22 protein-coding genes are annotated in these 23,660 nt (G+C 72.4%); 13 read left to right on the forward strand and 9 right to left on the reverse strand.

Translation table 11 applies throughout. The features are described 5' to 3' along the window. Positions 1-64: 64 nt before the first annotated feature. The 5 genes from ABZT12_RS06915 to ABZT12_RS06935 form a co-directional block, all read right to left on the reverse strand. Positions 65-844 carry a succinate dehydrogenase iron-sulfur subunit gene (locus ABZT12_RS06915; protein ID WP_356378474.1) on the reverse strand — a complete coding sequence of 260 codons (780 nt, stop codon included), beginning with the start codon at positions 842-844 and terminating at the stop codon, positions 65-67. Then, positions 844-2,598: a succinate dehydrogenase flavoprotein subunit gene (sdhA, locus tag ABZT12_RS06920; RefSeq protein WP_356378477.1), complete on the reverse strand. Its 1,755-nt coding sequence runs from the start codon at positions 2,596-2,598 to the stop codon at positions 844-846. The genes ABZT12_RS06915 and sdhA overlap by 1 nt, the downstream gene beginning before the upstream one ends. Before the next feature lie 19 nt (positions 2,599-2,617). Then, entirely contained in the window at positions 2,618-3,112 is a 495-nt protein-coding gene (locus tag ABZT12_RS06925; RefSeq protein ID WP_356378479.1) for a succinate dehydrogenase hydrophobic membrane anchor subunit, read from the reverse strand. A 9-nt stretch (positions 3,113-3,121) separates the two neighbouring features. Continuing rightward, complete coding sequence (sdhC, locus tag ABZT12_RS06930; RefSeq protein WP_356378482.1) at positions 3,122-3,502, reverse strand: succinate dehydrogenase, cytochrome b556 subunit; 381 nt, start codon at positions 3,500-3,502, stop codon at positions 3,122-3,124. Positions 3,503-3,688: 186 nt separating this feature from the next. After that, complete coding sequence (locus ABZT12_RS06935; protein ID WP_356378485.1) at positions 3,689-4,219, reverse strand: 2-oxo-4-hydroxy-4-carboxy-5-ureidoimidazoline decarboxylase; 531 nt, start codon at positions 4,217-4,219, stop codon at positions 3,689-3,691. 270 nt (positions 4,220-4,489) lie between these two features. Here ABZT12_RS06935 and ABZT12_RS06940 point away from each other — a divergent pair, with 270 nt between their 5' ends. The 8 genes from ABZT12_RS06940 to leuE all read left to right on the forward strand — a co-directional run bounded on the left by ABZT12_RS06940 (position 4,490) and on the right by leuE (position 12,588). Continuing rightward, positions 4,490-6,073, forward strand: coding sequence for a glycoside hydrolase family 20 protein (locus tag ABZT12_RS06940; protein ID WP_356379030.1), 1,584 nt, complete (start codon positions 4,490-4,492; stop codon positions 6,071-6,073). A gap of 175 nt (positions 6,074-6,248) precedes the next feature. Continuing rightward, positions 6,249-6,815 (forward strand): hypothetical protein, encoded by a 567-nt coding sequence (locus tag ABZT12_RS06945; RefSeq protein ID WP_356378488.1) that lies wholly within the window; start codon positions 6,249-6,251, stop codon positions 6,813-6,815. Positions 6,816-6,954: 139 nt separating this feature from the next. After that, positions 6,955-8,427, forward strand: coding sequence for a DHA2 family efflux MFS transporter permease subunit (locus ABZT12_RS06950; RefSeq protein WP_356378491.1), 1,473 nt, complete (start codon positions 6,955-6,957; stop codon positions 8,425-8,427). Between the two features lie 174 nt (positions 8,428-8,601). Further along, the gene (locus ABZT12_RS06955) at positions 8,602-9,264 is read left to right on the forward strand and encodes an RNA polymerase sigma factor (protein ID WP_356378494.1); all 663 of its coding nucleotides are present in this window, start codon (positions 8,602-8,604) and stop codon (positions 9,262-9,264) included. After that, complete coding sequence (locus tag ABZT12_RS06960) at positions 9,261-9,509, forward strand: hypothetical protein (protein ID WP_356378497.1); 249 nt, start codon at positions 9,261-9,263, stop codon at positions 9,507-9,509. Before ABZT12_RS06955 ends, ABZT12_RS06960 begins: the two co-directional genes overlap by 4 nt. A gap of 322 nt (positions 9,510-9,831) precedes the next feature. Further along, on the forward strand, positions 9,832-10,494 hold the full coding sequence (locus ABZT12_RS06965; protein ID WP_356378500.1) for an RNA polymerase sigma factor: 663 nt from the start codon (positions 9,832-9,834) through the stop codon (positions 10,492-10,494). Then, the gene (locus tag ABZT12_RS06970; RefSeq protein ID WP_356378503.1) at positions 10,494-11,630 is read left to right on the forward strand and encodes a hypothetical protein; all 1,137 of its coding nucleotides are present in this window, start codon (positions 10,494-10,496) and stop codon (positions 11,628-11,630) included. The genes ABZT12_RS06965 and ABZT12_RS06970 overlap by 1 nt, the downstream gene beginning before the upstream one ends. A 301-nt stretch (positions 11,631-11,931) precedes the next feature. After that, positions 11,932-12,588: a leucine efflux protein LeuE gene (gene leuE, locus ABZT12_RS06975; RefSeq protein WP_356378506.1), complete on the forward strand. Its 657-nt coding sequence runs from the start codon at positions 11,932-11,934 to the stop codon at positions 12,586-12,588. Between the two features lie 167 nt (positions 12,589-12,755). Here leuE and ABZT12_RS06980 read toward each other — a convergent pair whose 3' ends face one another. The 3 genes from ABZT12_RS06980 to ABZT12_RS06990 all read right to left on the reverse strand — a co-directional run bounded on the left by ABZT12_RS06980 (position 12,756) and on the right by ABZT12_RS06990 (position 16,344). Next, positions 12,756-13,892, reverse strand: coding sequence for an acyltransferase (locus ABZT12_RS06980; protein ID WP_356378509.1), 1,137 nt, complete (start codon positions 13,890-13,892; stop codon positions 12,756-12,758). A gap of 137 nt (positions 13,893-14,029) precedes the next feature. Further along, the gene (locus ABZT12_RS06985) at positions 14,030-15,367 is read right to left on the reverse strand and encodes an alpha-2,8-polysialyltransferase family protein (RefSeq protein WP_356378512.1); all 1,338 of its coding nucleotides are present in this window, start codon (positions 15,365-15,367) and stop codon (positions 14,030-14,032) included. Continuing rightward, the gene (locus ABZT12_RS06990) at positions 15,364-16,344 is read right to left on the reverse strand and encodes a glycosyltransferase family 2 protein (RefSeq protein ID WP_356378515.1); all 981 of its coding nucleotides are present in this window, start codon (positions 16,342-16,344) and stop codon (positions 15,364-15,366) included. The genes ABZT12_RS06985 and ABZT12_RS06990 overlap by 4 nt, the downstream gene beginning before the upstream one ends. A 198-nt stretch (positions 16,345-16,542) precedes the next feature. On the opposite strand from ABZT12_RS06990, the gene ABZT12_RS06995 reads away from it, so the two are divergent. The 4 genes from ABZT12_RS06995 to ABZT12_RS07010 are packed head-to-tail and all read left to right on the forward strand — an operon-like array spanning position 16,543 to position 21,240. Beyond that, entirely contained in the window at positions 16,543-17,856 is a 1,314-nt protein-coding gene (locus tag ABZT12_RS06995) for a DUF6716 putative glycosyltransferase (protein WP_356378518.1), read from the forward strand. Positions 17,857-17,888: 32 nt separating this feature from the next. Beyond that, positions 17,889-19,166: an N-acylneuraminate cytidylyltransferase gene (locus tag ABZT12_RS07000; protein WP_356378521.1), complete on the forward strand. Its 1,278-nt coding sequence runs from the start codon at positions 17,889-17,891 to the stop codon at positions 19,164-19,166. Positions 19,167-19,180: 14 nt separating this feature from the next. Beyond that, positions 19,181-20,119 carry an N-acetylneuraminate synthase family protein gene (locus ABZT12_RS07005; RefSeq protein ID WP_356378524.1) on the forward strand — a complete coding sequence of 313 codons (939 nt, stop codon included), beginning with the start codon at positions 19,181-19,183 and terminating at the stop codon, positions 20,117-20,119. 32 nt (positions 20,120-20,151) lie between these two features. Continuing rightward, complete coding sequence (locus ABZT12_RS07010; RefSeq protein ID WP_356378526.1) at positions 20,152-21,240, forward strand: hypothetical protein; 1,089 nt, start codon at positions 20,152-20,154, stop codon at positions 21,238-21,240. Between the two features lie 72 nt (positions 21,241-21,312). Here the strand turns inward: ABZT12_RS07010 and ABZT12_RS07015 are convergent, their stop codons facing one another. Beyond that, a complete protein-coding gene (locus ABZT12_RS07015) occupies positions 21,313-21,990 on the reverse strand; it encodes a class I SAM-dependent methyltransferase (RefSeq protein WP_356378529.1) in 678 nt (225 codons plus the stop codon). Positions 21,991-22,255: 265 nt separating this feature from the next. On the opposite strand from ABZT12_RS07015, the gene ABZT12_RS07020 reads away from it, so the two are divergent. Next, positions 22,256-23,491 carry a M20 family metallopeptidase gene (locus ABZT12_RS07020; RefSeq protein WP_356378532.1) on the forward strand — a complete coding sequence of 412 codons (1,236 nt, stop codon included), beginning with the start codon at positions 22,256-22,258 and terminating at the stop codon, positions 23,489-23,491. The last annotated feature ends 169 nt before the right edge of the window (positions 23,492-23,660 follow it).

Genomic DNA, 23,660 nt, shown 5'->3' on the forward strand with positions numbered 1-23,660 from the left:
GGCGGTACGCCCACGGGCCCCGATTCCGGCAGGAACGGGGCCCGTGGGCGTACGGCGCAGGGCGTCAGAAGCGCCGGGTGATCAGCGCCCGCTTCACTTCCTGGATCGCCTTGGTGACCTCGATGCCCCGCGGGCACGCGTCCGTGCAGTTGAACGTCGTGCGGCAACGCCACACGCCGTCACGGTCGTTGAGGATCTCCAGGCGCTGCTCGCCCGCCTCGTCACGGCTGTCGAAGATGAAGCGGTGCGCGTTGACGATGGCGGCCGGGCCGAAGTACTGGCCGTCGTTCCAGAAGACCGGGCACGAGGAGGTGCAGGCGGCGCAGAGGATGCACTTCGTCGTGTCGTCGAAGCGCTCGCGGTCCTCGGCCGTCTGAAGGCGCTCGCGCGTCGGCTCGTTCGTGTCCTTCGTGATGAGGAACGGCATCACGTCCCGGTACGCCTGGAAGAACGGGTCCATGTCGACGACCAGGTCCTTCAGGACGGTCAGACCCTTTATCGGCTCGACCGTGATCGGCTTCTCGGGGTTGATGTCCTTGATCAGGGTCTTGCAGGCGAGACGGTTCTTGCCGTTGATCCGCATCGCGTCCGAGCCGCAGATGCCGTGGGCGCAGGAACGGCGGAACGTCAGGGTGCCGTCGATGTCCCACTTGATCTTGTGGAGACCGTCGAGGACGCGCTCCTTGGCGTCGATCTCCAGCTGGAAGTCCTCCCAGACCGCTTCCGCCGAGATCTCGGGGTTGAAGCGGCGGATGCGGAAGGTGACCGTGATGTAGGGGGTGTCGGCGAAGCCGGGCTCGGGCCGGCCGGCCTCGTCCGCCTTGTCCAGAACAGGGGTAGCCATCAGTACTTACGCTCCATCGGCTGGTAGCGGGTCTGGACGACCGGCTTGTAGTCGAGCCGGATGGACTCGGTGCCGTCGTCGCCGACCTCGCGGTACGCCATCGTGTGGCGCATGAAGTTGACGTCGTCGCGGTTGGGGTAGTCCTCGCGGTAGTGACCGCCGCGCGACTCCTTGCGGGCCAGCGCGGAGACGGCCATCACCTCGGCCAGGTCGAGCAGGTTGCCCAGCTCGACGGCTTCGAGGAGGTCGGTGTTGAACCGCTTGCCCTTGTCCTGGATCGAGACGTTGAGGTAGCGCTCGCGCAGCTCCGCGATCTTCTCGACCGCCGTCTTGATCGTCTGCTCGGTGCGGAACACCATGACGTTGGCGTCCATGGTGTCCTGGAGCTCCCGGCGGATGTCCGCGACCCGCTCGTTCCCCGTCGACGAGCGCAGCCGCTCGATCTGCGAGACGACCAGCTCGGCCGGGTTCTCCGGCAGCTCGACGTACTCGGCGCGCTGGCTGTACTCCGCCGCCGCGATGCCCGCCCGGCGCCCGAACACGTTGATGTCCAGGAGCGAGTTGGTGCCGAGCCGGTTGGCGCCGTGCACCGACACGCAGGCGACCTCGCCGGCCGCGTACAGGCCCGGGACGACCGTGGTGTTGTCGGTCAGGACCTCGCCCTGGACGTTGGTCGGGATGCCGCCCATCGCGTAGTGCGCGGTGGGCTGGATCGGGATCGGGTCCGTGTACGGCTCGATGCCCAGGTAGGTGCGCGCGAACTCGGTGATGTCCGGGAGCTTGGCGTCCAGCTGCTCCGGCGGGAGGTGCGTGAGGTCGAGGTAGACGTGGTCGCCCTCGGGACCGCAGCCGCGGCCCTCACGGATCTCCGTGTAGATGGAGCGGGAGACGACGTCCCGGGAGGCGAGGTCCTTCATGACCGGCGCGTACTTCTCCATGAAGCGCTCGCCGTCCTTGTTGCGGAGGATGCCGCCCTCACCGCGGGCGCCCTCCGTCAGCAGGATGCCCATGCGCCAGATGCCGGTCGGGTGGAACTGGAAGAACTCCATGTCCTCCAGCGGCAGCCCGCGGCGGTAGACCGCGGCCTGGCCGTCACCGGTCAGGGTGTGCGCGTTCGACGTCACCCGGAAGAACTTGCCGCAGCCGCCGGACGCGTAGATCACGGCCTTCGCCTGGAAGACGTGGATCTCACCGGTCGCCAGCTCGTAGGCGACGACGCCGACCGACGTCTTCACGCCGTCGACCTCGGCGATCAGCTGGTCGAGGACGTAGAACTCGTTGAAGAACTCCACGCCCTCCTTGACGCAGTTCTGGTACAGCGTCTGGAGGATCATGTGGCCGGTGCGGTCGGCCGCGTAGCAGGACCGGCGGACCGGGGCCTCGCCGTGGTTGCGGCTGTGGCCGCCGAAGCGGCGCTGGTCGATCGTCCCGTCGGGCGTCCGGTTGAACGGCAGGCCCATCTTCTCCAGGTCGAGGACCGAGTCGATGGCCTCCTTCGCGAGGATCTCGGCGGCGTCCTGGTCGACCAGGTAGTCACCGCCCTTGATCGTGTCGAAGGTGTGCCACTCCCAGTTGTCCTCCTCCACGTTGGCGAGCGCGGCGGCCATACCGCCCTGCGCGGCGCCCGTGTGGGAGCGGGTCGGGTAGAGCTTCGTCAGTACGGCGGTACGGCTGCGCTTCGTCGACTCGATGGCCGCGCGCATGCCGGCGCCACCCGCGCCGACGATGACGGTGTCGTACTTGTGGATCTTCATGAGTCTCTTAGCCCCGGATCTAGCGGATGTTCGGGTCGAAGGTGAAGATCACCAGCGTGCCCAGCAGGATGGTGAACACCGTGGCGGTGTAGAGCAGGCCCTTGAGCCACAGCCGGGTGTTCGCGCGCTCCGCGTAGTCGTTGATGACCGTGCGCAGGCCGTTGGCGCCGTGCAGCATCGCCAGCCAGAGCATCAGCAGGTCCCAGACCTGCCAGAACGGCGAGGCCCAGCGGCCCGCCACGAAGGCGAAGCCGATCTTGGAGACACCGCCGTCGAGGACGAGCTGGAGCAGCAGGTGGCCGAGGACCAGGACGACCAGCACGACGCCGGACAGGCGCATGAAGAGCCAGCCGTACATCTCGAAGTTGCCCCGGGTGGACTTGGGGGTCTTCCTGGTGCGCAGCCGCGGGGCCTCGATGAGGGGCGCCGGGTGGTCGACGTCGTAGACGGAGCCGCTCTCGACGGGGCCGATGCCCGACGGGGTGGTTTCAGTGGTGACTGTGTTGTTCGACATGCGTCTGCGTCAGCTCCCGAAGAGAACACGAGCGGCGTGGCCGAGGACGGGGTAGACCGCCCCGATCATCAGCACGAGCCAGAGGCCGACGACGGACCAGAGCATCTGCTTCTGGTAGCGGGTGCCCTTCGACCAGAAGTCGACGGCGATGACGCGCAGCCCGTTGAGGGCGTGGAAGAGGACGGCGGCCACGAGGCCGTACTCCAGCAGCGCGACGATCGGCGTCTTGTAGGTGGCTACGACCTTGTCGTAGTCCTCGGGGGAGACACGGACGAGAGCGGTGTCCAGGACGTGTACGAACAGGAAGAAGAAGATGAGGACGCCGGTGACTCGATGAGCCACCCAGGACCACATTCCTTCCCGGCCGCGGTACAGCGTTCCAGCCGGCACGGAAGACCCTCCGGGAGCGGGGATGTAGAGCCGCGCCGGCTTCTCTGTCGGTCGGGCCCGGCCGGGTACGGTCCACCGGCCCCCAGCATCGTAGCGACGTGTTGTCGGAACGTTTGCAGCGGCCCTGCCGATGTGATCAAACCGGCAGTCGATCGGCCTCTTACGGGCTACCGGCGGCTGCCGCCGTCACCGCAGCAGCCGCGTCAGGCGGGCCCGGGCCAGTCGGCGCAGCTCCTCGGCCGCGACCACCAGCTCGTCCTCGGGATCGTTCGTCAATCGTGACCGGATGCCCGCGAGGACCTGGCCGAGTACCTCGTCCGGCGGAACGCCGTCCTCGCAGCTCACGAAGGTGTGCCCGAAGCGGCTCTCGTACGCCGCGTGCGCCGCGCCCAGCGCCAGGTGGGCCGCCGAGTAGACGTCGTCCGGGAGCGCCGGCAGCGACTCGCCCGCCAGCGCCTCCGCGAGGTCGCCCGCCGTCAGGTCGTAGGCGGCCTCGTCGGCGGCGGCGAGCAGCGCCTCCAGGTCGGGGTAGGGGTGGTGGTCGGCGAGCCGGCGGGCCCAGCGCAGGCTGTGCAGGCAGCTGAGGAGGGTGTGGTGTACGTCGTCGGGGGAGGCGGAGTTGAAGCCGTCCAGCGGGTGCGCGGACCGTGGGGCACGGGGCTGCTCGGGCAGGGCCGGTACGGCTGCCCGGCACGGGAGGCGGGGGTGACGGTGCACGGGCGGCGGGGGTCCTCGGCGGTGGGAGGCGGGGGCGTCGCCCGGTGACCGGAAGCGGAACGCGTGGTTCGGCGGGGACGCTGTGAGAGGTGCGTCACCACGGTATCGAGTGTGTTCATGACGTGTCCGACCGAGGCCCGGATTTTCACCCGCACGGGAGAGTTCCGGCACGTGCGGTGGACGCGGGACTCCGGTCCGCGCCGTAAGTTGGCAGGCGTGAGCCAGCACAGGCGCCGCTCGTCGGCGAAGCAGGTCGGACAGCGCCGGGCGCTGACGGGGGCCGCGGTCGCCGCGGTGGTCGCCGGCGGGGTGGGCCTCGGTCTCTGGGCCGCCTCCGGCGACGACGGGCCGGCCGGCTCGACCCGGCAGGCGTCGGACGGCGCCTCCGCCGCCGTCTCGCGCACCCCCACGCCGACCCCGACCCGCTCCTACCCGCTCTCGCAGCCGCCCCGCACCATCCCCGCCGTCCGCTCCCACACCGCCGCGCGCGGCCCCGGCTGGCGTCCGGCCCGCGCCGACCGGGTCGTCGTGGCGGACTCCCGCCTCGCCGACGAGGGCCGGCTGATCGCCGGTGAGCTGGGCCTGACGTACGCCGGGCAGAAGAGCGACGTACGGGCCGGCGACGTGCGGCTGGCGCTCGGCGGGGGCGCGGCTCCGGAGTCGTACACCATGACCGTGCGCGGCGGCCGGGTCGACATCAGCGGGCCCTCGGACGCGGGCGTCTTCTACGGCACCCGCACGCTCAAGCAGGAGGTGCACGGCGGCGGTACGGCGCCGGAGGGCGTCGTCCGTGACGCGCCGGCCAAGCCCCGGCGCGGGTTCATGCTGGACATCGCCCGCAAGCCGTTCACCGCGGGCTGGATCGAGGACCGGGTCAGGGAGCTGGGCGACCTCAAGTTCAACGAACTGGGCCTGCACTTCTCCGACGACCAGGGCTTCCGCATCGAGTCGAGCACCCACCCGGAGATCGTCGCCAAGGACCATCTGACCAAGGCCCAGGTCAAGCGGATCGTCGCCCTCGCGGCGAGCCGGCACATCACCGTCGTGCCCGAGATCGACTCGCCCGGCCACCTCGGCGCGGTCATCGCCGCCCACCCCGGCCTCCAGCTGCGCAACGCGTCGGGGGTGGCCACCCGCGGCGCGATCGACATCGCCAAGGACGAGTCCGCCACGATCGTCGACGACCTGCTCGACGAGTACGCGGGCCTGTTCACCGGCGACCAGTGGCACCTCGGCGGCGACGAGTACCAGGCGCTCACCGTCGCCGACCCGCAGGCGTCCTTCCCGCAGCTGGCCACCGCCGCCCGCGACGCCTACGGCGCGGGCGGCACCGTCGCCGACCTCACCACCGGCTGGCTCAACGACCGCGCCGACACCGTCCGCGCCCACGACCGCACGATGCGCGTCTGGAACGACGGCCTCTTCCGGGGCACGTCGGTGACGGCGGCCAAGGACCTCCAAGTCGCCTACTGGACAGGCAAGGAGATCGGCGCCCGGCCGCCCCTCGACTACCTGGGCGCGGGCCGCAAGGTCCTCAACTACAACGACGAGTACCTCTACTACGTCCTCGGCCAGCCGCAGACCTTCGTCTACCCGACGGGACAGCGGATCTACGAGCAGTGGACCCCGCGCGTGCTGCGCGGCACCCAGGCGGTGCCCGCGAAGTACGACGGCCAGATCCTCGGCGGGTCCTTCGCGGTCTGGTGCGACCTCGCCAACTCCCAGACGCAGGACCAGATCGCGGCCAACATCCGGATGCCGCTGCGGGCCACCGTCCAGAAGCTGTGGGACCCGGGCACCCCGGCGCTCTCCTGGACGGCCTTCAAGGCACTCGCGGACAAGCTCGACCGGTGACCCCCTCAGCCGGGTGACCCGACTGACCCCGCTGCCCCGGCCGTTGGCCGGAAATCTTCGCCCGGCTCCTCTCCGCCGGTCCGCCGGTGTGCCCCGGGAGCCGGCGGCCCAGACCCGCGCAGTACGGCAGAATCCGGTCCCCGTAGGGTAGGCGCCCTGGCGAGGGAGGCTTTGGATGAGCTTGGCGCAGTGGATCGCGGAGGCCGGCGAGCTCGGGCTGGCCGTGAGCGGGTTGGCTTGTTCCGATCGGTGCGTGCCGCTGCTGGGCGGAGACGACGAACTGCTGCGCCCCCTCTGGTCGAGCCTCACGGAGGACGCGGGCGCCGACGAGTGGGGCGTCCGGCTGCGGCAGGTGCGCGAGCGACTGGCCGGGCACCCGGCGCCCGCCGAGGACGAGGCGGTGCGGCTGGCCCGCCGGATGCTCGCCACCGCGCCCGGTGAACCGTCCGGCGCCGGCCTGCGGGAGTGGGCCGACGCCTGCTCCGCCGCCTCGCTGTGCGTCCACCGGCTCCTCGAAAGCGCGGCCGCCGTCGCGGACGCGGAGTGGGCCGACGGTCTGCGCGCGGGCCGTACGGACGGGGTGTCACCGCTCGTCGCCGCCGAACTGCGCGACCAGACCACCGTCCTGGAACTCCTCGCCGCCCACGGCACGGCCGGTCTCCGCCCGGCGCTCGCGGTGACGACGGAGGGGCGCCGGGTGTTGCGCGCGGTGGTGTCGCGACGGGCCCGCGGCCGGGGCTGATCCCAACAGGCCCTCGACAGCGGCCAGTTGATCACCGGTGGGGCTGAATTGCCCGAAGAACAGGAGACGTCGGCGTTCCCGAACGGTGGGGTGCGGCGGGACGATGAGGACCGACCGCTGACCGGATCCGGGAGGACCCATGGCCGACAACCGTCGTTGGTGGGCGCTGGTCGTCATCGCGCTCGCCCAGTTGATGGTCGTGCTCGACATGACCATCGTGAACATCGCCCTGCCGTCCGCCCAGGCCGACCTGCACATGTCGGACGGGAACCGGCAGTGGGTCATCACCGCCTACACCCTCGCCTTCGGCGGACTGCTCCTGCTCGGCGGCCGGGTCGCCGACCTCGCCGGACGCCGGAACACCTTCATGACCGGGCTGATCGGTTTCGCCGCCGCGTCCGCGTTCGGCGGAGCCGCCGCCAACGAGGGCATGCTCTTCGGCGCCCGCGCCCTCCAGGGCGTCTTCGCCGCCCTGCTCGCGCCCTCCGCGCTCTCCCTGCTCACCACGACGTTCACCGACCCGAAGGACCGCGGCAAGGCGTTCGGGGTCTTCGGCGCGATCGTCGGCGCGGGCGCGGCGATCGGCCTGCTCGCCGGCGGCTTCCTCACCCAGTACCTGGACTGGCGCTGGTGCCTCTACGTCAACGTGCCCATCGCGCTGCTCGCCTTCGCCGGCGCGTGGACGCTCCTCGACGGCGGCGGCCGGCACCCCGACGCCCACCTCGACGTGCCCGGCGCGCTCCTCGGCTCCGCCGGCATGCTCTCACTGGTCTACGGCTTCTCCGAGGCGGAGTCACGCGGTTGGGGCGACGGCCTGGTGCTGGCCCTGCTCGCCGCCGGGGTGGTCCTGCTCGCCGCGTTCGGCCTCCGGCAGACCCGGGCCCGGGTGCCGCTGCTGCCGATGACGGTGGTCAAGGACCGGCAGCGGGTGGGCGCGTTCCTCACCACCCTGCTCGTCACCATCGGGATGTTCGGCGTCTTCCTCTTCCTCACCTACTACATGCAGCGCGTCCTCGGCTACTCGCCGGTCAGGACGGGCGTCGCCTACCTGCCCATCACCGTCGGCATGGTCATCGGCTCCACCCAGATCGCCGCCCGGCTGCTCAACCGGGTCCCGCCGCGCGCCCTCATCGTCCCCGGCCTGCTGCTCGCGGCGGGCGCGCTGCTGCTCATCGCCCAGGTCGGCGTGGAACCCGCCTACACCTCGCACGTCCTGCCCGGCACGCTGATGCTCGGCCTCGGCATGGGCACCGCGATGATGACGTCGGTGTCGCTGGCCACCGGAGGCGTCGCACCCCGGGACGCGGGCGCCGCCTCAGCGACCTTCAACACGGCCCAGCAGGTGGGCGGTTCGATCGGTACGGCGCTGCTCAACACGATCGCCGCCTCCGTCACCGCCCGCTACGCCACCGCGCACGCCGGACCCGGGGTGGACCGGCGGCGCCTGGCGGCGGAGTCCGCGGTGCACGGCTTCAACGTCGCCACCTGGTGGGCGATGGGCGCGCTGCTGCTCGCCGCGCTGGTCGCGGGCGTCGTGATCGACGCGCACCGGGTGCCCGCGATCGGCACCGCGGGGACTCCGGCCCCGCGGCCGGTGGACACCCCGGCGTGACCCGCTCCGGCTGAATCCGCCGTTCCTCCGGGTGCCGCCGTCTCCGTGGCCCGCGGGGCGCTGACCGGCTGTGACACTTCCACGCGGCCCGGCGCTGATGACCGTAGGGGGCGCGGGTGGGGCCGTGCCGCGGGGGAGGCTCCGCCGCGCAGCCGGTACGGACGAGGACAGGTGTTGGGCCAGGGAGGGGAACCCCGCCGCGTGCAGCCGTACGACGGGGAGTTGGGCGCCGCCGTCGCGCGGGCCCAGGAGGGCGACGACGGCGCCTTCGCGGTCGCGTACCGGATCGTGCAGCCGGGCCTGCTCGGCTATCTGCGCGGGCTGGTCGGGGACGACGCCGAGGACGTGGCCTCGGACGCGTGGCTGGAGATCGCCCGGGACCTCGGCCGGTTCCGCGGTGACGGGGCGGGCTTCCGCGGCTGGACGGCGACGATCGCCCGGCACCGGGCCGTGGACCATCTGCGCCGGCTCCGGGTCCGGCCGCGCCCGGCGGCGCTCGAACAGGACGTACTGGAACTGCCCGGACCGCACAGCACCCAGGACGAGGCGCTGGAGTCGCTCTCCACCGCGTACGCCCTCGGCCTGGTGCGCGGGCTGCCGCACGACCAGGCCGAGGCGGTGCTGCTGCGGATCGTCGTCGGCCTCGACGGACCGTCCGCCGCCCGGGTCCTCGGCAAACGCCCCGGCGCGGTCCGCACCGCCGCCCACCGCGGTCTGCGACGGCTGGCCCGCGAACTGGGCGTGGACGGCACGGACGGGGTGGACGGCGCCGATGGCGGGAACGGCGTGGACGGTGTGACGGATGACGGGTCCCGCACGCTGGGGGAGTCGACATGAACGGCGACGGTGACCGTGACGGCGACGACCCGGGCGGACCGCGGGGCGAGGGGCTCGCGGCGCTGCTCGGCGCCGCCCTGCGCGAGGCCACGGCGGACCGCGAGGGGGAGCGGCGGGCGGTGGCCGCGTTCCAGGAGGCGCGGGACACCGGCGCGTGCCCGACCCGGACCAGGCGCCGCGACGACTGGCGTCCGACGGGCGGCGAGGGCGTGCAGAGCGGCCTGCGCGGCGAAGGAGGAGCGTGAGCGCGGCGCACCGGACCGGCCGGGCGGAACCCGCCACCGGAGTCAGCCACCGGGGCCAAGGCAACGGCCGGAGCCGCCACCCCCCACAGGAGAGGCCCCGGCCGTCGCGCGGCACGGGCCGCGCGGCGGCCCGTATCTCCTACAGCGTCAAGAGTGCGTTTTCTGTCACACCCCGCTCCAGCCCCCGCGGCCACCGTGAGTGCGGACATGGACGAGGAGCGGTTTCAGGTCGTAACGTGCCTTTCGCGTCGGAGCGCGGAGGACGGAGTACCGCCGTAGCCATCCGCGGTCCAGGACCGCGATCACCAATCAGAGGGACCACGTGCTGGGGGACGACGCGGAGCTGACCGCCGCGGTGCTTGCGGCACAGGACGGGGACGAGACCGCGTTCCGGACTGTGTACCGCGCGGTGCAGCCGCGGCTGCTCGGATACGTACGGACGCTGGTCGGAGAGCCGGACGCCGAGGACGTGGCGTCCGAGGCCTGGCTGCAGATCGCCCGGGACCTGGAGCGGTTCAGTGGGGACGCCGACCGGTTCCGCGGCTGGGCGGCCCGGATAGCCCGCAACCGGGCCCTGGACCACATACGGATGCGGGGCCGCCGCCCCGCGACCGCGGGCGACGAGAGCGAACTGACCGGCCGGCGCGCCGAGTCCGACACGGCCGTCGAGGCCATCGAGGCGCTCGGCACCGACCGCACCCTCTCCCTCATCGCCCGCCTCCCGCAGGACCAGGCCGAGGCCGTCGTCCTGCGCGTGGTCGTCGGCCTCGACGCCAAGACCGCCGCCGAGACCCTCGGCAAGCGGCCGGGCGCCGTCCGCACGGCCGCCCACCGGGGGCTGAAGCGGCTGGCGGAGCTGCTCGACGACGGCTCGGGACCGGCCGGCGCGCTCGACGCCCTGCCGACCCGGCGACAACTCCGCGACCACGCGGTGACGTCCGCCACTGTGACGGATACGCGGACGCGGACGCAGAAGGACATGTGATGGCCGACGAGCAGAACAGATGGCTGGACCGCGAGACCGCTGAGCGGCTGCTGCGCTGCGAGTCCCTCGACACCGTCGACGCCACCGCCCGGGACCAGGCCGAACGGCTCGCCGACGCGCTCGGCGCGCTGTCCGCCGACATCCCGCTTCCCGGTCCGTCCGGTGCCGAACTCCCGGGCGAGGCAGCCGCGTTGGCCGCGTTCCGCACCGCGCGCACCGGCCGGAACGGGGAGCGGGCGGCCCTCGGACAGCGCGCCCGCGTCCCGTCCTCGGACGCCGGGCTGGTCCGTATCGGCCGCCCGGTGCCCGCCGACCGCCGGTCCGGCTGGGGTGGTCCGGCCCGGCTCGGGCTCACCGCGGCGCTGGCCGTGGGCATGATCGGCGGGGTCGCGTTCGCGGCCGGTACCGGTGCCCTGCCGTCGCCGTTCCACGACGACCCGGCACCCGGCGTCTCGATCTCCGCGGCCGCGACGCCCGACCGCCCGCCGGGCTCGGCCGCGCCGCACCCCACCGTGACCGCGGGCCCCGGCTCGTCGGCCCCGGGTGGCGGCGCCACGGCGGGTTCCCCGGCCGGCGGTTCCGCCGACGGGACCGACGGGACCGCCGGGACGGGCACCGACCCCGGCTCCACCGCGGGCAACGGCAAACCGGGTGGCGCCAGTTGGTGGAAGGGCGTGGCCTCGTCCTGCCGGGACGTGCGCGCCGGCAAGTCGCTCGACTCCGGCCGCCGGCACACCTTGGAGGGCGCGGCGGGCGGCAGTTCGCGGGTGGGGACGTACTGTCGCGGCATCCTCAAGCGCGTCGACGGCGGCTCCGGCTCCGGCTCTGACTCCGGCGGCAAGGGAACGGGCCAGAGCGGTCAGGGCGGCCAGAACGGTCAGGGCGGCGAAGAGGGCATCGACCAGGAGACGCCGGGCGACCAGGGCGGGTGGGGTGGTGACCATGACGGTCGCACCGCCCCGGGCCACGGCGGTCACCAGGCGAACGGCACCGCCGCCACTCCCCAGCCGTCGGCCTTCGCCCCGCTCGTCCCCCTTACCCCGAGGAACACGGCCGGGGCGTCCGGCCGGACGGCCGACACCGCCGCGTCGACCCCCGCGCCGGGCCGGACGTACAGCCCGAACCAACGCCTCTGACCTGCGCTTTTCCGGCCGTCGCGGCTTTTCCGGCGCCGGGTGTGACGTTTTCGGCCGCCGTGGCGCAGTACTGAGTGAGCCGACTGGTCATCGGCCGTCGCACAGAGCCGGGGTTCCCCCCGTACTCGCGGCTCGTGCACTCGGCGCGGGCGGGACACGTTCCCCCGGTCCCGCCCGCGCCCCGCACGTTCCGCCCCCGCAGGACCGCGCCCCACTCCCTCGCCTCCCACGGCGTATTCGGCACCGCGCCCCCGGTAAACCCGGAGGAGGAGTGTCCTGCCCGCGTGCGACACTCCCTTCCATGCTCGGTGTCATCGATCTGCCCACCTATCTGGCAGGCCTCGTCCTGATCGTCCTGCTGCCCGGCCCCAACTCGCTCTATGTCCTCTCGGTCGCCGCCCGCCGCGGAGTGCGGGCCGGGTACACCGCCGCCGCGGGCGTGTGGTGCGGGGACGCCGTGCTGATGACGCTGTCGGCGGCGGGGGTCGCCTCGCTGCTCCAGGCCAACGCGGTGCTGTTCGGGATCGTGAAGTACGCGGGCGCCGGCTATCTGACCTGGCTGGCCTTCGGGATGCTGCGCTCCGCGCGGGCCCTGTGGCGCGGGCGCCGGGAGCGGGCGGCGGCCGAGGCCGGTCCGGCGGCCCCGGCCGCCGATGAGCGGCCCTTCCGCCGGGCCCTCGTCGTCAGCCTCTTCAACCCCAAGGCGATCCTCTTCTTCGTCGCCTTCTTCGTGCAGTTCGTCGACCCGGCCTACGCCTACCCGGCCGTCTCCTTCGTCGTGCTCGGCGCCTTCGCCCAGGCGGCGAGCTTCCTTTACCTGACCGCCCTGATATTCGGCGGCACCAGGCTCGCCGCCGCCTTCCGCCGCCGCAGGCGTCTCGCCGCCGGGGTCACGTCGGCGGCGGGCGCGCTGTTCCTGGGTTTCGCGGTGAAGCTGACGCTGGCGAGCGCGGCCTAGCCCATTGCCGCTGTCCAGGCCGAGGCGGCTCAGGTGGGCGCCGAGGCCTGCCCCGGTCCTCTCGGCCCGGCCGAGGTGACCGTCGGACGGGCGACGAACAGCCCTTTGCCGTAGGCCCGTTGGGCGGCACGTACGCGACGGGCACCGGATCGGATCACCCGCGGCCGTCAGGTCCGGGGGGTCGAGAGGGCCTTGCGGAGCCTGGGGGTCAGCCAGTTCTCGACGTACCGGTTCAGCAGCCAGGCCAGCACCAGCATGCCCGCGACCGTCAGCAGGAAGGTGGCGTAGGACGGGAGGTGCAGGGTGCGGTGGAGCAGCTTGATGACGACCCAGCCCAGGTGTTCGTGGACGAGGTAGAAGGGGTACGTCAGAGCGCCCGCGACCGTGAGCCAGCGCCAGTCGGCCCGGTTGAGCCAGCCGAGGGCTATCGCGGCGACGGCGGCGTAGCCGCAGGTGACGACGGCGACGATCCCCCAAGTGGTGCGGTAGGAGAACGTGGACGGGTCGGGGGCGTGCCACAGCGACGCCACCGCCGCGTGCTGGCCGATCAGCCAGCTGACGGCGACGATGCCCCAGGCGTAGGCGTCCTTGCGGTCGCGGTGCACGAGGTAGAGGCCGACCCCGCCGATGAAGTACGGCGCGTACTCGGGCATCAGGACGATGTCGAGCAGCGGCTGCTTCGCGCCCTGGGTGATGGCCGCCGCCAGCGTCCAGGCGGCGCAGAACATGATGACGCGGCGCCGGTTCGCGCCGGGGAGCACGACACACAGCGCGAAGAGCGCGTAGAAGCGGATCTCGGCCCACAGTGTCCAGCACACGCCCAGCACCCGGTCCGCGCCCAGCGGCTGCTGGAGCATGGTCAGGTTCACCAGGGCGTCGCTCGGCGCGACCGTCTTGTAGGCGACCCAGGGCAGCGCGAAGACCGCTGTCACGATGATGATCGCCGCCCAGTACGCGGGCAGCAGCCGGGAGGCCCTGGAGGCGAAGAAGGAGCGCGGTGAGCGGCCCCAGCCGCTCATGCAGATCACGAAGCCGCTGATCACGAAGAAGACCTGGACACCCAGGCAGCCGTACGCGAACAGCGGGCTCAGCGTGGGGAACTGGGCCTTCGCCGAGCTGCCCCAGGCCTGGGTGACCTCGCCGCCGCGACCGCCGTAGTGGTAGGCGGCCACCATCAGCGCCGCCACCAGCCGCAGCCCGTCCAGCGCGCGCAGCCGGGTCTCCCGGCGCCCGGTCGGCCGCGCGGGCTCCGCGGGCCGCGCCGCCGGGGAGGTGTCCGCCGGTGGCAGGGCGGTGTCGATCACAGGATTCCCCTCGCTGGGACTGGGCTGACGCACAGCACGTTAGTCCGAATCAAGGGGCCCTCCTGGTCCGCGGACCGACGATTCGCTTATCGGTCCGTGCCCGTTCACCTCCGCGTCGGCCAGGGTTCCGGCAGGCTTCAGCGTCCGACGGCCCGCTTCAGCGAGCGGGCCCGCCGCGCCACCCTGCGCACGGTCGCGTTGCGCGGGATGAACGCCAGCTGGGCCGGTACCGCGCCGGGCAGCGCCAGCGAGGTGAGCCGCTTGCGCTTGAAGTAGCGCCAGGTGTGCGTGTCCAGCCGCCGGGTCAGATACTCCTCCGCGGCCGTGCGCAGCTCCGGGTAGATCTTCGGCTGCATCGCGTAACCCACCGCCCGGACCAGGGAGTTGAGGTCCGCCACGGTCATGCCCTCGCTCTGTGCCGTCACCGCCGCGCGGTCCGACAGCTCGGGCAGCAGCGCGTCGACGATCGTCACCGGCACCCGGTTGCTGTTCTCGTAGGGCGTCAGCCGGTCCAGGAGCGTGCCGGTGCCGACCCGGGCGACCGGCAGGCCGTAGAGCGTGGAGGCGGTCAGCAGGGCGGTGGAGAAGCAGCCGACGACCAGGGCCGGCCGCATCCGCTGGTAGAGGACCTCGGCGAGGACCGGGGTGTCGAGGACCGTGAGGTCGGCGCCGAGTTTCTCGGCCTCCTTCTCCAGCGCGCGCGACCAGCGGGCCGGCGCCGAGGGGTGCGGCTTGAACACCACGCGGTTGTGCCCGAGTCGGACCACCCCCCTGAGCATCCGGACGTGCAGGTCCTCCTCCTCCTCGGCGGTGAGGATGTCGAGCGCGGACAGGTACTGGCCGAGCAGCAGCGCCCCTTCCGCCGGGAGGGCGGGCAACTCGTCGCCGGTGTCGACGAGTTCGGCGAGCACCTTCACGAAGGCGTCCGTGGGGACGATCTCCGGCGCGACGCCGAACTCGGTGAGCAGCAGCGGGGTGAGGTCCGGGACCAGGTCCAGATGGAGGACCCGGTCCACCCGGGTGCCGACCAGCGGGTCGATCTTGTTGCGGGTCGGGCCGTAGCTCATCAGGCCGTCGGCGTAGACGGTGACGGGGGCGCCGGTGAAGATCTGGGCGACGGCGAGCGCCGGGTTGACCTGGATCGACTCGACGGCGAGGGACACCGGGTCCTCGCCCAGGTTCCACAGCAGCCGCAGATGGCGTTCCCACAGGGGGACGTCGTCCGGGCGCGGGGCCCAACCGCCCGGGTGGAAGGGGGAGATGGTCTCGTTCCACGACACCACGTCGTCGAAGCGCTCGCGCAGCCGGGCGAAGCCGGGCATCTCGTCGAGGGCCGAAGTCGTCTCGGGCGTCGCGGAGTTGTTGCAGACGAGCAGGATGCGCCGGTCGGCGGGGGCGAAGGCGTCGGAGTCGAGGGCCGCGGCGAGCGTGGCCGTGCCGTACAGCGTGGACGCGAGGAAGATCTGGGTGGTCACGCGGCGACCCCCGTCCCGGCGGCGGGACGGCGGCGCAGCCGGCGCAGCCTCGTCGCGCGCTGGACGTCCATGGAGTCGAGCGCCTCGTCCAGCACCTCCTGCGGCATGCGCCGCAGCGCGACGGCGCTCATCGACTTCAGTTTTCTCGCCACCGCCGGCTCGAACCTTTCGATGGATCCCAGATGGTGGGAAATGATGGCGCCATAGGTGCGGACGGCCTTGGGGAGCAGTCTCGCCGCGTCCCGGTCCCGCGCCGTCTCCTCGATGACCTGGTCGAACGCGCGAATGAAGTCGAGCTGGCGGACATCGCCGATCTGGGTGAGCGAGGAGGCCACCCCACGCCGGTAGAAGACGCCGAGCAGGCTCACCGCGGCGAACGACTCCGCCTCCCGGTGCAGTTTCCAGATCCACGGCCGGTCCTCGGCCGTGCGCAGTCCGTCGGTGAAGTGGAGCAGCCCGCGGTCGACCAGCCGGCGGTGGTAGATCCCCGCCCATGCGTAGGCGTAGTCGACGGAGGTGGAGCGGTCGGCGGGCAGGATCGCGTCGCGCGGGCTCATCACCACTCCGCGCCGGCCGTGCGGCACCCGGTGGATCGTCCGGGCCCGCGCGGTGCACTGGACATGGTCCGTGCGCACGAAGTCGCAGCCCAACTCCTCGATGGCGTCCAGCAGTTGGGGGAAGTAGCCGGGGGCGAGCCAGTCGTCCCCGTCGAGGAACGTCAGGTACTCCCCCCGGGCCCGGTCGATGCCGGTGTTGCGCGCGGTCGCCAGTCCTCCGTTCTTCTCGTGTCGGACATACACCGCGCCGGGCAGCTCGCGTTCCGCACGCGCGAGAATGTCCGGTGTCTCGTCGCGCGAGCAGTCGTCGACGAGAATGAATTCGAAGTCGGCGCGCGCGTTCGCCCGCAGACTCTTCAGGGTGTCGGGCGCGTATTGCTGCACGTTGTAAAACGGCACGATGACGGAGAGCTTGACCACGGGAGTGACGTTAGGCGGCGGCCCGGCATCCGTCTTTACCGTTACCTTGATGACGGGTGAACGCCACGTGGCGAAGCTGTGAACCGGGCTTATTTGAGGGCCGATCCGGCACGGATTCCCCGTTCGGAGATCTGCTGTTAACCATCTGTTGTATTCGGGTTGGGCCGCACCTCGGAATCGCTTCCTAGCGTCTTCGGTGTGCCAGTAAGTGCAACGAAGACCCTGCGAGTCGCCGTTCTCGCGGATTCCGACACCCGGTGGAAATGGGGCTCGCTCACCGCGAACCGCATTTCACCGGAGCATTCGGACATCCGCCTCGACGGCTACCTTCTGCGCGGCCGTGCCACCCCCACCGCCCGTCAGCTCCAGGAGGTCGGCGTCCAGGCCGACGCCCTGCGCGAGGTGACCGCGGCCGAGTTCCTGCGCGCCATGGCCGAGGAGCCGTACGACCTGCTCGTGCTCTCCCTCGTCGGCGGCGGCGTGCAGGCGATGCTGCACGGCCTGGCGCGGGTGTGGGAGGGGCGCGACGAGCGGCCCGTCGTCGTCACCGGCTATGTCGGCGTCGTCTACGAGAAGCTCGCCGACGGCCTGCTGCTGCGGCACGGCGCGGACCTCGTCCTCGCCAACTCCCGCCAGGACGCGGACCGTTTCCGCGCCGTCTACGACGGGGTCGGCGCCGACTCCTCGGCCGTCACCGAGGTCGCGCTGCCCTTCCTCGGCGGCGCCGCCCACACCGGCGACCACGACCCGTACACGGTGGTCTTCGCCGCCCAGCCCTCGGTCCCCGACAACCGCCGGGACCGTACGTACCTGCTGGACCGGCTGATCGGGCACGCCCGGCTGCACCCGGACCGCGAGGTGCTGCTCAAGCTCCGCTCGAAGCCCGGTGAACACACCACGCACATCGAGGAGTTGCCCTACCAGAAGCTGGTCCAGGGCAGGGAGCTGCCCGCCAACTTCCGCCTGGTCTACGGGCACATGGGCGAGGTGCTCGACCGCACCGACCTGCTGGTCACCGTCAGCTCCACCGCCGCCCTGGAGTCGCTGCACCGCCGTATCCCCACCGTCGTGCTCAGCGACCTCGGGGTGCGCGAAGTGCTCGGCAACCACCACTTCGTGGGCTCCGGCTGCCTCGCCTCCTGGGAGCAGCTCGACGCCGGACACCGGCCGGTGCCCGACGAGGAGTGGGTGGCCCGGCAGGGCGTCGCCGCCGGGGGAGACACCTACGAGCACGCCTTCGACGCCGCCCGCGAGCGCATCGCCACACTGCTGGCCGCCCCCGCGATGCCCGCGCTGACCCCCTACTACACCCCCGAGACCGCCCCCGGCTATCTGCCCGGCATCCTCGCCCGCCACCACCTCGGCCCGGACGGCGCCCTGCTGCCGGGCGCCCCCGCCGCCGACCGGGAGCCGGGCCCGGTCCGGCAGATCGTGCGCCGCGCCGCGCGCGGCGCCTACCGCCACGGCGTGCAGCGCGTGGCGCCCGTGATCCGCCGGATGGGGGAGCTGTGACCACCCGGATTCCCGCTCAAGGAGTAGAGCCCATGTCCAACCCGGAAGCGGACCCAGGCGCTTCGGTGCGCCGGGTGCTCGCCGTGATCCCCGCGCGCGGCGGCTCCAAGGGCGTGCCCGCGAAGAACCTGGCCCCGGTCGGCGGCGTCCCGCTGGTCGCCCGCGCCGTCCGCGAGTGCCGGGCCAGCCGGCTGGTGACCGACGTGGTCGTCTCCACCGACGACCAGGCCATCGCCGCCGCCGCCCGCCAGGCCGGCGCCGAGATCGTGCTGCGGCCCGCCGCCATCGCCGGCGACACCGCGACCTCCGAGGCGGCCGTGCTGCACGCCATGGACGCCCACCAGGCGCTGCACGGCGCCCCCGTCGACGTCGTCCTGCTGGTGCAGTGCACGAGCCCCTTCATCGTCCGCGAGGACGTCGACGGCATCGTGGACGCGATCGTGCGGGGCGGCGCCGACACCGCGCACACCGTGGCGCCGTTCCACGGCTTCGTGTGGCGCGACGCCGACACGGCAGCGGACGGGGACCCGGACGGGGGCGCCGAACCCGCCAACTCCGCCGCACCGAGCGGCGGTTACGGCGTCAACCACGACAAGTCCTTCCGCCCGCGCCGCCAGGACCGCCCGCAGGACTACCTGGAGACCGGCGCCGTCTACGGCATGGACGCGGCCGGCTTCCGCACCGCGCGCCACCGCTTCTTCGGCCGCACCGAACTCGTCCGCACCGACCCCGCCCGCGTGCTGGAGATCGACGACCCGCACGAGCTGGCCCGGGCCCGGGCGCTGGCCCCCCTCTTCGACGCGGACCGCCCCGGTTCGCTTCCGACCGCCGACGACATCGACGCGGTCGTCCTCGACTTCGACGGCACCCAGACCGACGACAGGGTGCTGATCGACTCCGACGGACGGGAGTTCGTCTCCGTGCACCGCGGAGACGGGCTCGGCATCGCAGCGCTGCGCAAGAGCGGCCTGAAGATGCTGATCCTGTCCACGGAGCAGAACCCGGTCGTCGCCGCCCGGGCCCGGAAGCTCCACCTCCCGGTCCTGCACGGCATCGACCGCAAGGACCTCGCACTCAAGCAGTGGTGCGAGGAGCAGGGCATCGCGCCGGAGCGCGTGCTCTACGTCGGCAACGACGTCAACGACCTCCCGTGCTTCGCCCTCGTGGGCTGGCCCGTGGCGGTCGCGAGCGCCCACGACGTCGTACGCGGCGCCGCACGCGCGGTCACCACCGTGCCCGGTGGCGACGGCGCCGTCCGGGAGATCGCCAGCTGGATCCTCGGCCCCTCTCTCGATTCCCTCACCAAGTAAGGAAACCCGCTGCCATGAGCACCAACTCCCGTCTGCGCACGTTCGGTTCGAAGACCGCAGGACCCGGCCACCCCGTCTACGTCGTCGGTGAGATCGGCATCAACCACAACGGCGAGCTGGAGAACGCCTTCAAGCTGATCGACGCCGCCGCCGAAGCCGGCTGCGACGCCGTCAAGTTCCAGAAGCGCACCCCGGAGATCTGCACCCCGCGCGACCAGTGGGACATCGAGCGCGACACCCCCTGGGGCCGGATGACCTACATCGACTACCGCCACCGCGTGGAGTTCGGCGAGGACGAGTACCGCCAGATCGACGAGTACGCCAAGAGCAAGAACATCGACTGGTTCGCCTCCCCGTGGGACACCGAGGCCGTCGCGTTCCTGGAGAAGTTCGACGTGCCGGCCCACAAGGTGGCCTCCGCCTCCCTGACCGACGACGAACTGCTGCGCTCCCTGCGCGCCACCGGCCGTACGGTCATCCTCTCCACCGGCATGTCGACCCCGAAGCAGATCCGCCACGCGGTCGAGGTCCTCGGCTCGGAGAACATCCTCATGTGCCACGCCACCTCGACGTACCCGGCGCAGGCCGAGGAGCTCAACCTCCGCGTCATCAACACCCTCCAGGCGGAGTACCCCAACGTCCCGATCGGCTACTCCGGCCACGAGACGGGCCTCCAGACCACCCTCGCCGCGGTCGCCCTCGGCGCCGCCTTCGTCGAGCGGCACATCACCCTCGACCGCGCCATGTGGGGCTCGGACCAGGCCGCGTCGGTGGAGCCGCAGGGCCTCCAGCGCCTCGTCCGCGACATCCGCACCATCGAGGCCTCCCTCGGCGACGGCGTCAAGAAGGTCTACGAGTCGGAGCTCGGCCCCATGAAGAAGCTGCGCCGCGTCACCGGCGTGGTCGCCGAGGCGGAGATCGCCGCCGCCGCCGGCGAGCCCGTCGCGGTCTGAGCTTGAACCTCTTACGGGACGGTCGTACGACGATGAGCCCCCACGCCGGCACCCCCGGCCCCACCTCCCCCGCGCTCGCCTTCGTGGAGAGCCCGGTACAGCTGCTGAACGTACTGGAGTGGGCGCACGCGCACGCGCCGCGCGCCCAGGAAGCACCCGGCGGGGGGCTCACGCTCGTCGTCCTGTCCCCGACCGACCCCATGACCCGGGGCCAGCTGCGCCGCATGGCCGACCTGGCCCGCGACGAGGGGCACCAGGTGCGCTGGGAGGAGGCGCGCGGCGGACCCGCGGCCCCCTTCCAGACGATCGGCGGCCTCACGCCGCTGCTGCGCCGGGCGCGACGGGTGGTGATGGGCGACCCGTTCTCCCGGTACGTACAGCTGCTGCTGACCATCACCAAGGCGCGTGAGCTGGTGGTGGTCGACGACGGCACCGCGACGATGGAGTTCGTCGCCCAGCTCGCCGGCGGCGAACGCCTGGTGCGCTGGCACCGCAAGGGCGGCCGGCCGGGACCCCGGGACCTGGTCTTCGCGCCGGTCTCCTCCTCGGCCCGGCGCCGGCTCACCCCCAGCGCCCGCCGCTCGGTGGAGATCTTCTCCTCCATGCCGATCGACCGGGCACCGGACGGCGTCACGGTCACCGCCAACGACTTCGCCTGGACCCGCGCCCGCTTCGGCCCGCCCCGCATCACCAAGGGGGCCGACATGGTCGGCACCTCCCTGGTCGAGACCGGGGTGGTCGACGGCGACAGCTACCTGGAGGCGGTACGCGGCCTCGCCAGGACGCACGGCGCGACACGCTACTTCGCCCACCGGCGCGAGAGCACCGAGAAGCTGCACCGCCTCGCCGTCGAGACCGACCTGGAGATCGTCCGCCCCGACCTCCCCCTGGAGCTGATCGCCCGCCGGGGCCCCATCGGCCGTACGATCCTCAGCTTCCCCTCCACCGTCGTCCACACCCTGCCCCTCGCCCTGGCCGGCACCGACGTCCGCGTCGCGGTCTGCGACATCGACCCCGCCTGGCTGACCGAGAGCGCGTCCCCACGCGCCCAGGGGTTCCTCTCGGGCGTCACGGGGACGGCCCGGGACGTGCACCGGCTGTCGGCGGTGATCGTGGCGTAGCGGCGCCGACGGGCCGCCCGCGTCCGGTGCGGTCCGCCCGGACCGGTCCCGCCGGCCCGGTCTCGCGGGGACTCAGTCCTCGGCGAGCGGCTTCCGGGCCAGCACGAAGGCCCGGGGCCGCTTCTCCTCGCCCTCCGGCTCGCGCAGCACGCGCGCGTACAGGTCGAGCCCGGCCCCGGGGAGCAGCGCCACCACCTGGTCGGGGTGGCGGAAGTAGTAGTCGAGCGCGATCTCGTGGCCGAAGCGCTCGGCCAGGTGCATATGGTCGGGCCGCTCGGGGAAGCGGCCCGCCGTGAAGCCCAGCATGACGTGACCGCCCGGCACCAGGACCCGGTGGAACTCGGCGAGGACGCCCGGCAGTCGGTCGTCGGGGACGTGGATCGTCGAGTAGAGGGCGACGACCCCGCCCAGCGACCCGTCCGGCACGTCGAGGGCGGTCATCGTGCCCTTCTCGAACCGCAGCCCCGGATGCGCCTCGCGCGCCAGCGCCACCATGCGCGGCGAGACGTCGATCCCGAAGACCGGCAGCCCCAGGTCGCGCAGGCGCGCGGTCACGTACCCGGGGCCGCTCCCCACGTCGGCCACGGGCGCCGGGCCGGTCGCCCGGACCAGCTCGGCGAAGGCGGCCAGCAGGGCCAGGTCCAGGTGCGTGTGTTCGAGGCTGTCGGGGTGGAGGGCGGCGTAGTCCGCGGCGATCACGTCGTACGAGGAACGGGCGCCCGCTATGAAGTCCTGCTTCGGATCGGTCACGTCGGCGCACCCTATCGGCGTCCGCCGGCACCGCGGGACGTCACCGTCCGGTCACCGTTCGCGCACGGTGTGTTCCGGTGGATGGACCGCTCAAGCGTGACTTCGGTGAGGCGTGGTATCCGTGGAGAAGCGAAAGGTTTACCCATCCGAGCAGTGACCTATGCGACCGGCGGTCAGTTTTTCTTCGCCTAACGGGTTGAACTTTTGTTGATCGAGGGTCAGTTGACCACCCGGGCGCCCTACCCTTCAGAGGGTGAAGCAATTGATGTCCCCAGAGTCCGTGGTCGATCCTTCCGGTGAAGCTGTGCTCCCCGGCGCGCTGCCCGAGGCCCTGCGCGCCGAACTCGTCGCCTTCCGGCGGGACCTGCACATGCACCCGGAACTCGGCAACCAGGAGTTCCGCACCACCGCCGCGATCAAGGCACGGCTGGAGCAGGCCGGCCTCAAGCCGCGTGTCCTCGCCGTGGGCACCGGGCTCGTCTGTGACATCGGCACCGAGGGCGGGGAGTGGGACGGGGGCGCGGCCTCGATGCTCGCCCTGCGCGCCGACATCGACGCCCTGCCCATCCCGGACACCAAGAGCGAGTGCGCGTACCGCTCCACCGTGCCCGGCCGGGCCCACGCCTGCGGACACGACGTCCACACCACCGTGGTCCTGGGCGCCGGCCTCGTGCTCGCCGCGCTGCACGAGCGCGGTCTGCTGCCCCGGCCGGTGCGGCTGATCTTCCAGCCCGCCGAGGAGGTGCTGCCCGGCGGCGCCGCCGACGGCATCGAGTGCGGGGTGCTCGACGGGGTGGGGCGGATCATCGCCGTGCACTGCGACCCCCGGGTCGACGCCGGGCACATCGGCCTGCGCAAGGGGCCCATCACCTCCGCCTGCGACCGGCTGGAGATCGCCCTGGACGGGCCCGGCGGCCACACCGCCCGCCCGCACCTGACCACCGACCTGGTGATCGCCGCCGCCCGGGTGGCGACCGAGGTGCCCAGCCTCGTCGCCCGGCGCATGGACGCCCGTAGCGCGGTCTCGGTGACCTGGGGCCGGATCGAGTCCGGGCACGCCCCGAACGTCATCCCGCAACACGCCGAGCTGTCCGGGACCGTGCGCTGCCTGGACCTCGACGCGTGGCGCCGGGCGCCCGACGTGGTACACGCGGCGATCGACGAGATCGCGGCCCTGTACCGGGCCAAGACCGAGATCAACTACGTGCGCGGGGTGCCGCCCGTCGTCAACGACCCGGTCATCACCGAGCTGCTGCGGGACGCCATGGTCGCCCGGCGCGGCACGCACTCCGTCGAGGACACCGAGCAGAGCCTCGGCGGCGAGGACTTCTCCTGGTACCTGGAGCACGTGCCGGGCGCCATGGCCCGCCTCGGGGTCCGCACCCCGGGCGAGCGCACCGTGCGCGATCTGCACCAGGGTGACTTCGACGCGGACGAGTACGCCATCACCGTCGGAGTGGAGCTGTTCACCGCCGCCGCGCTGATCGATGGCGCACACTGAGAACGACGGAGACGGGGGTGTCCTGATCGGCACCCCTCTGTCCGCTTGTGTCACCCGTCCGTAACCGGCGGCGGGTGAATGTAACCGCCTGTCGGCACGAATCGATAACGGCCCGGAGAAACCCCGTTCCCCTCCTCTTCTACGCGCGTTACTGTGCGCCGGAATCGCC

This window comes from Streptomyces sp. NPDC005423 (genome assembly GCF_040606415.1).
Taxonomy (GTDB): domain Bacteria; phylum Actinomycetota; class Actinomycetes; order Streptomycetales; family Streptomycetaceae; genus Streptomyces.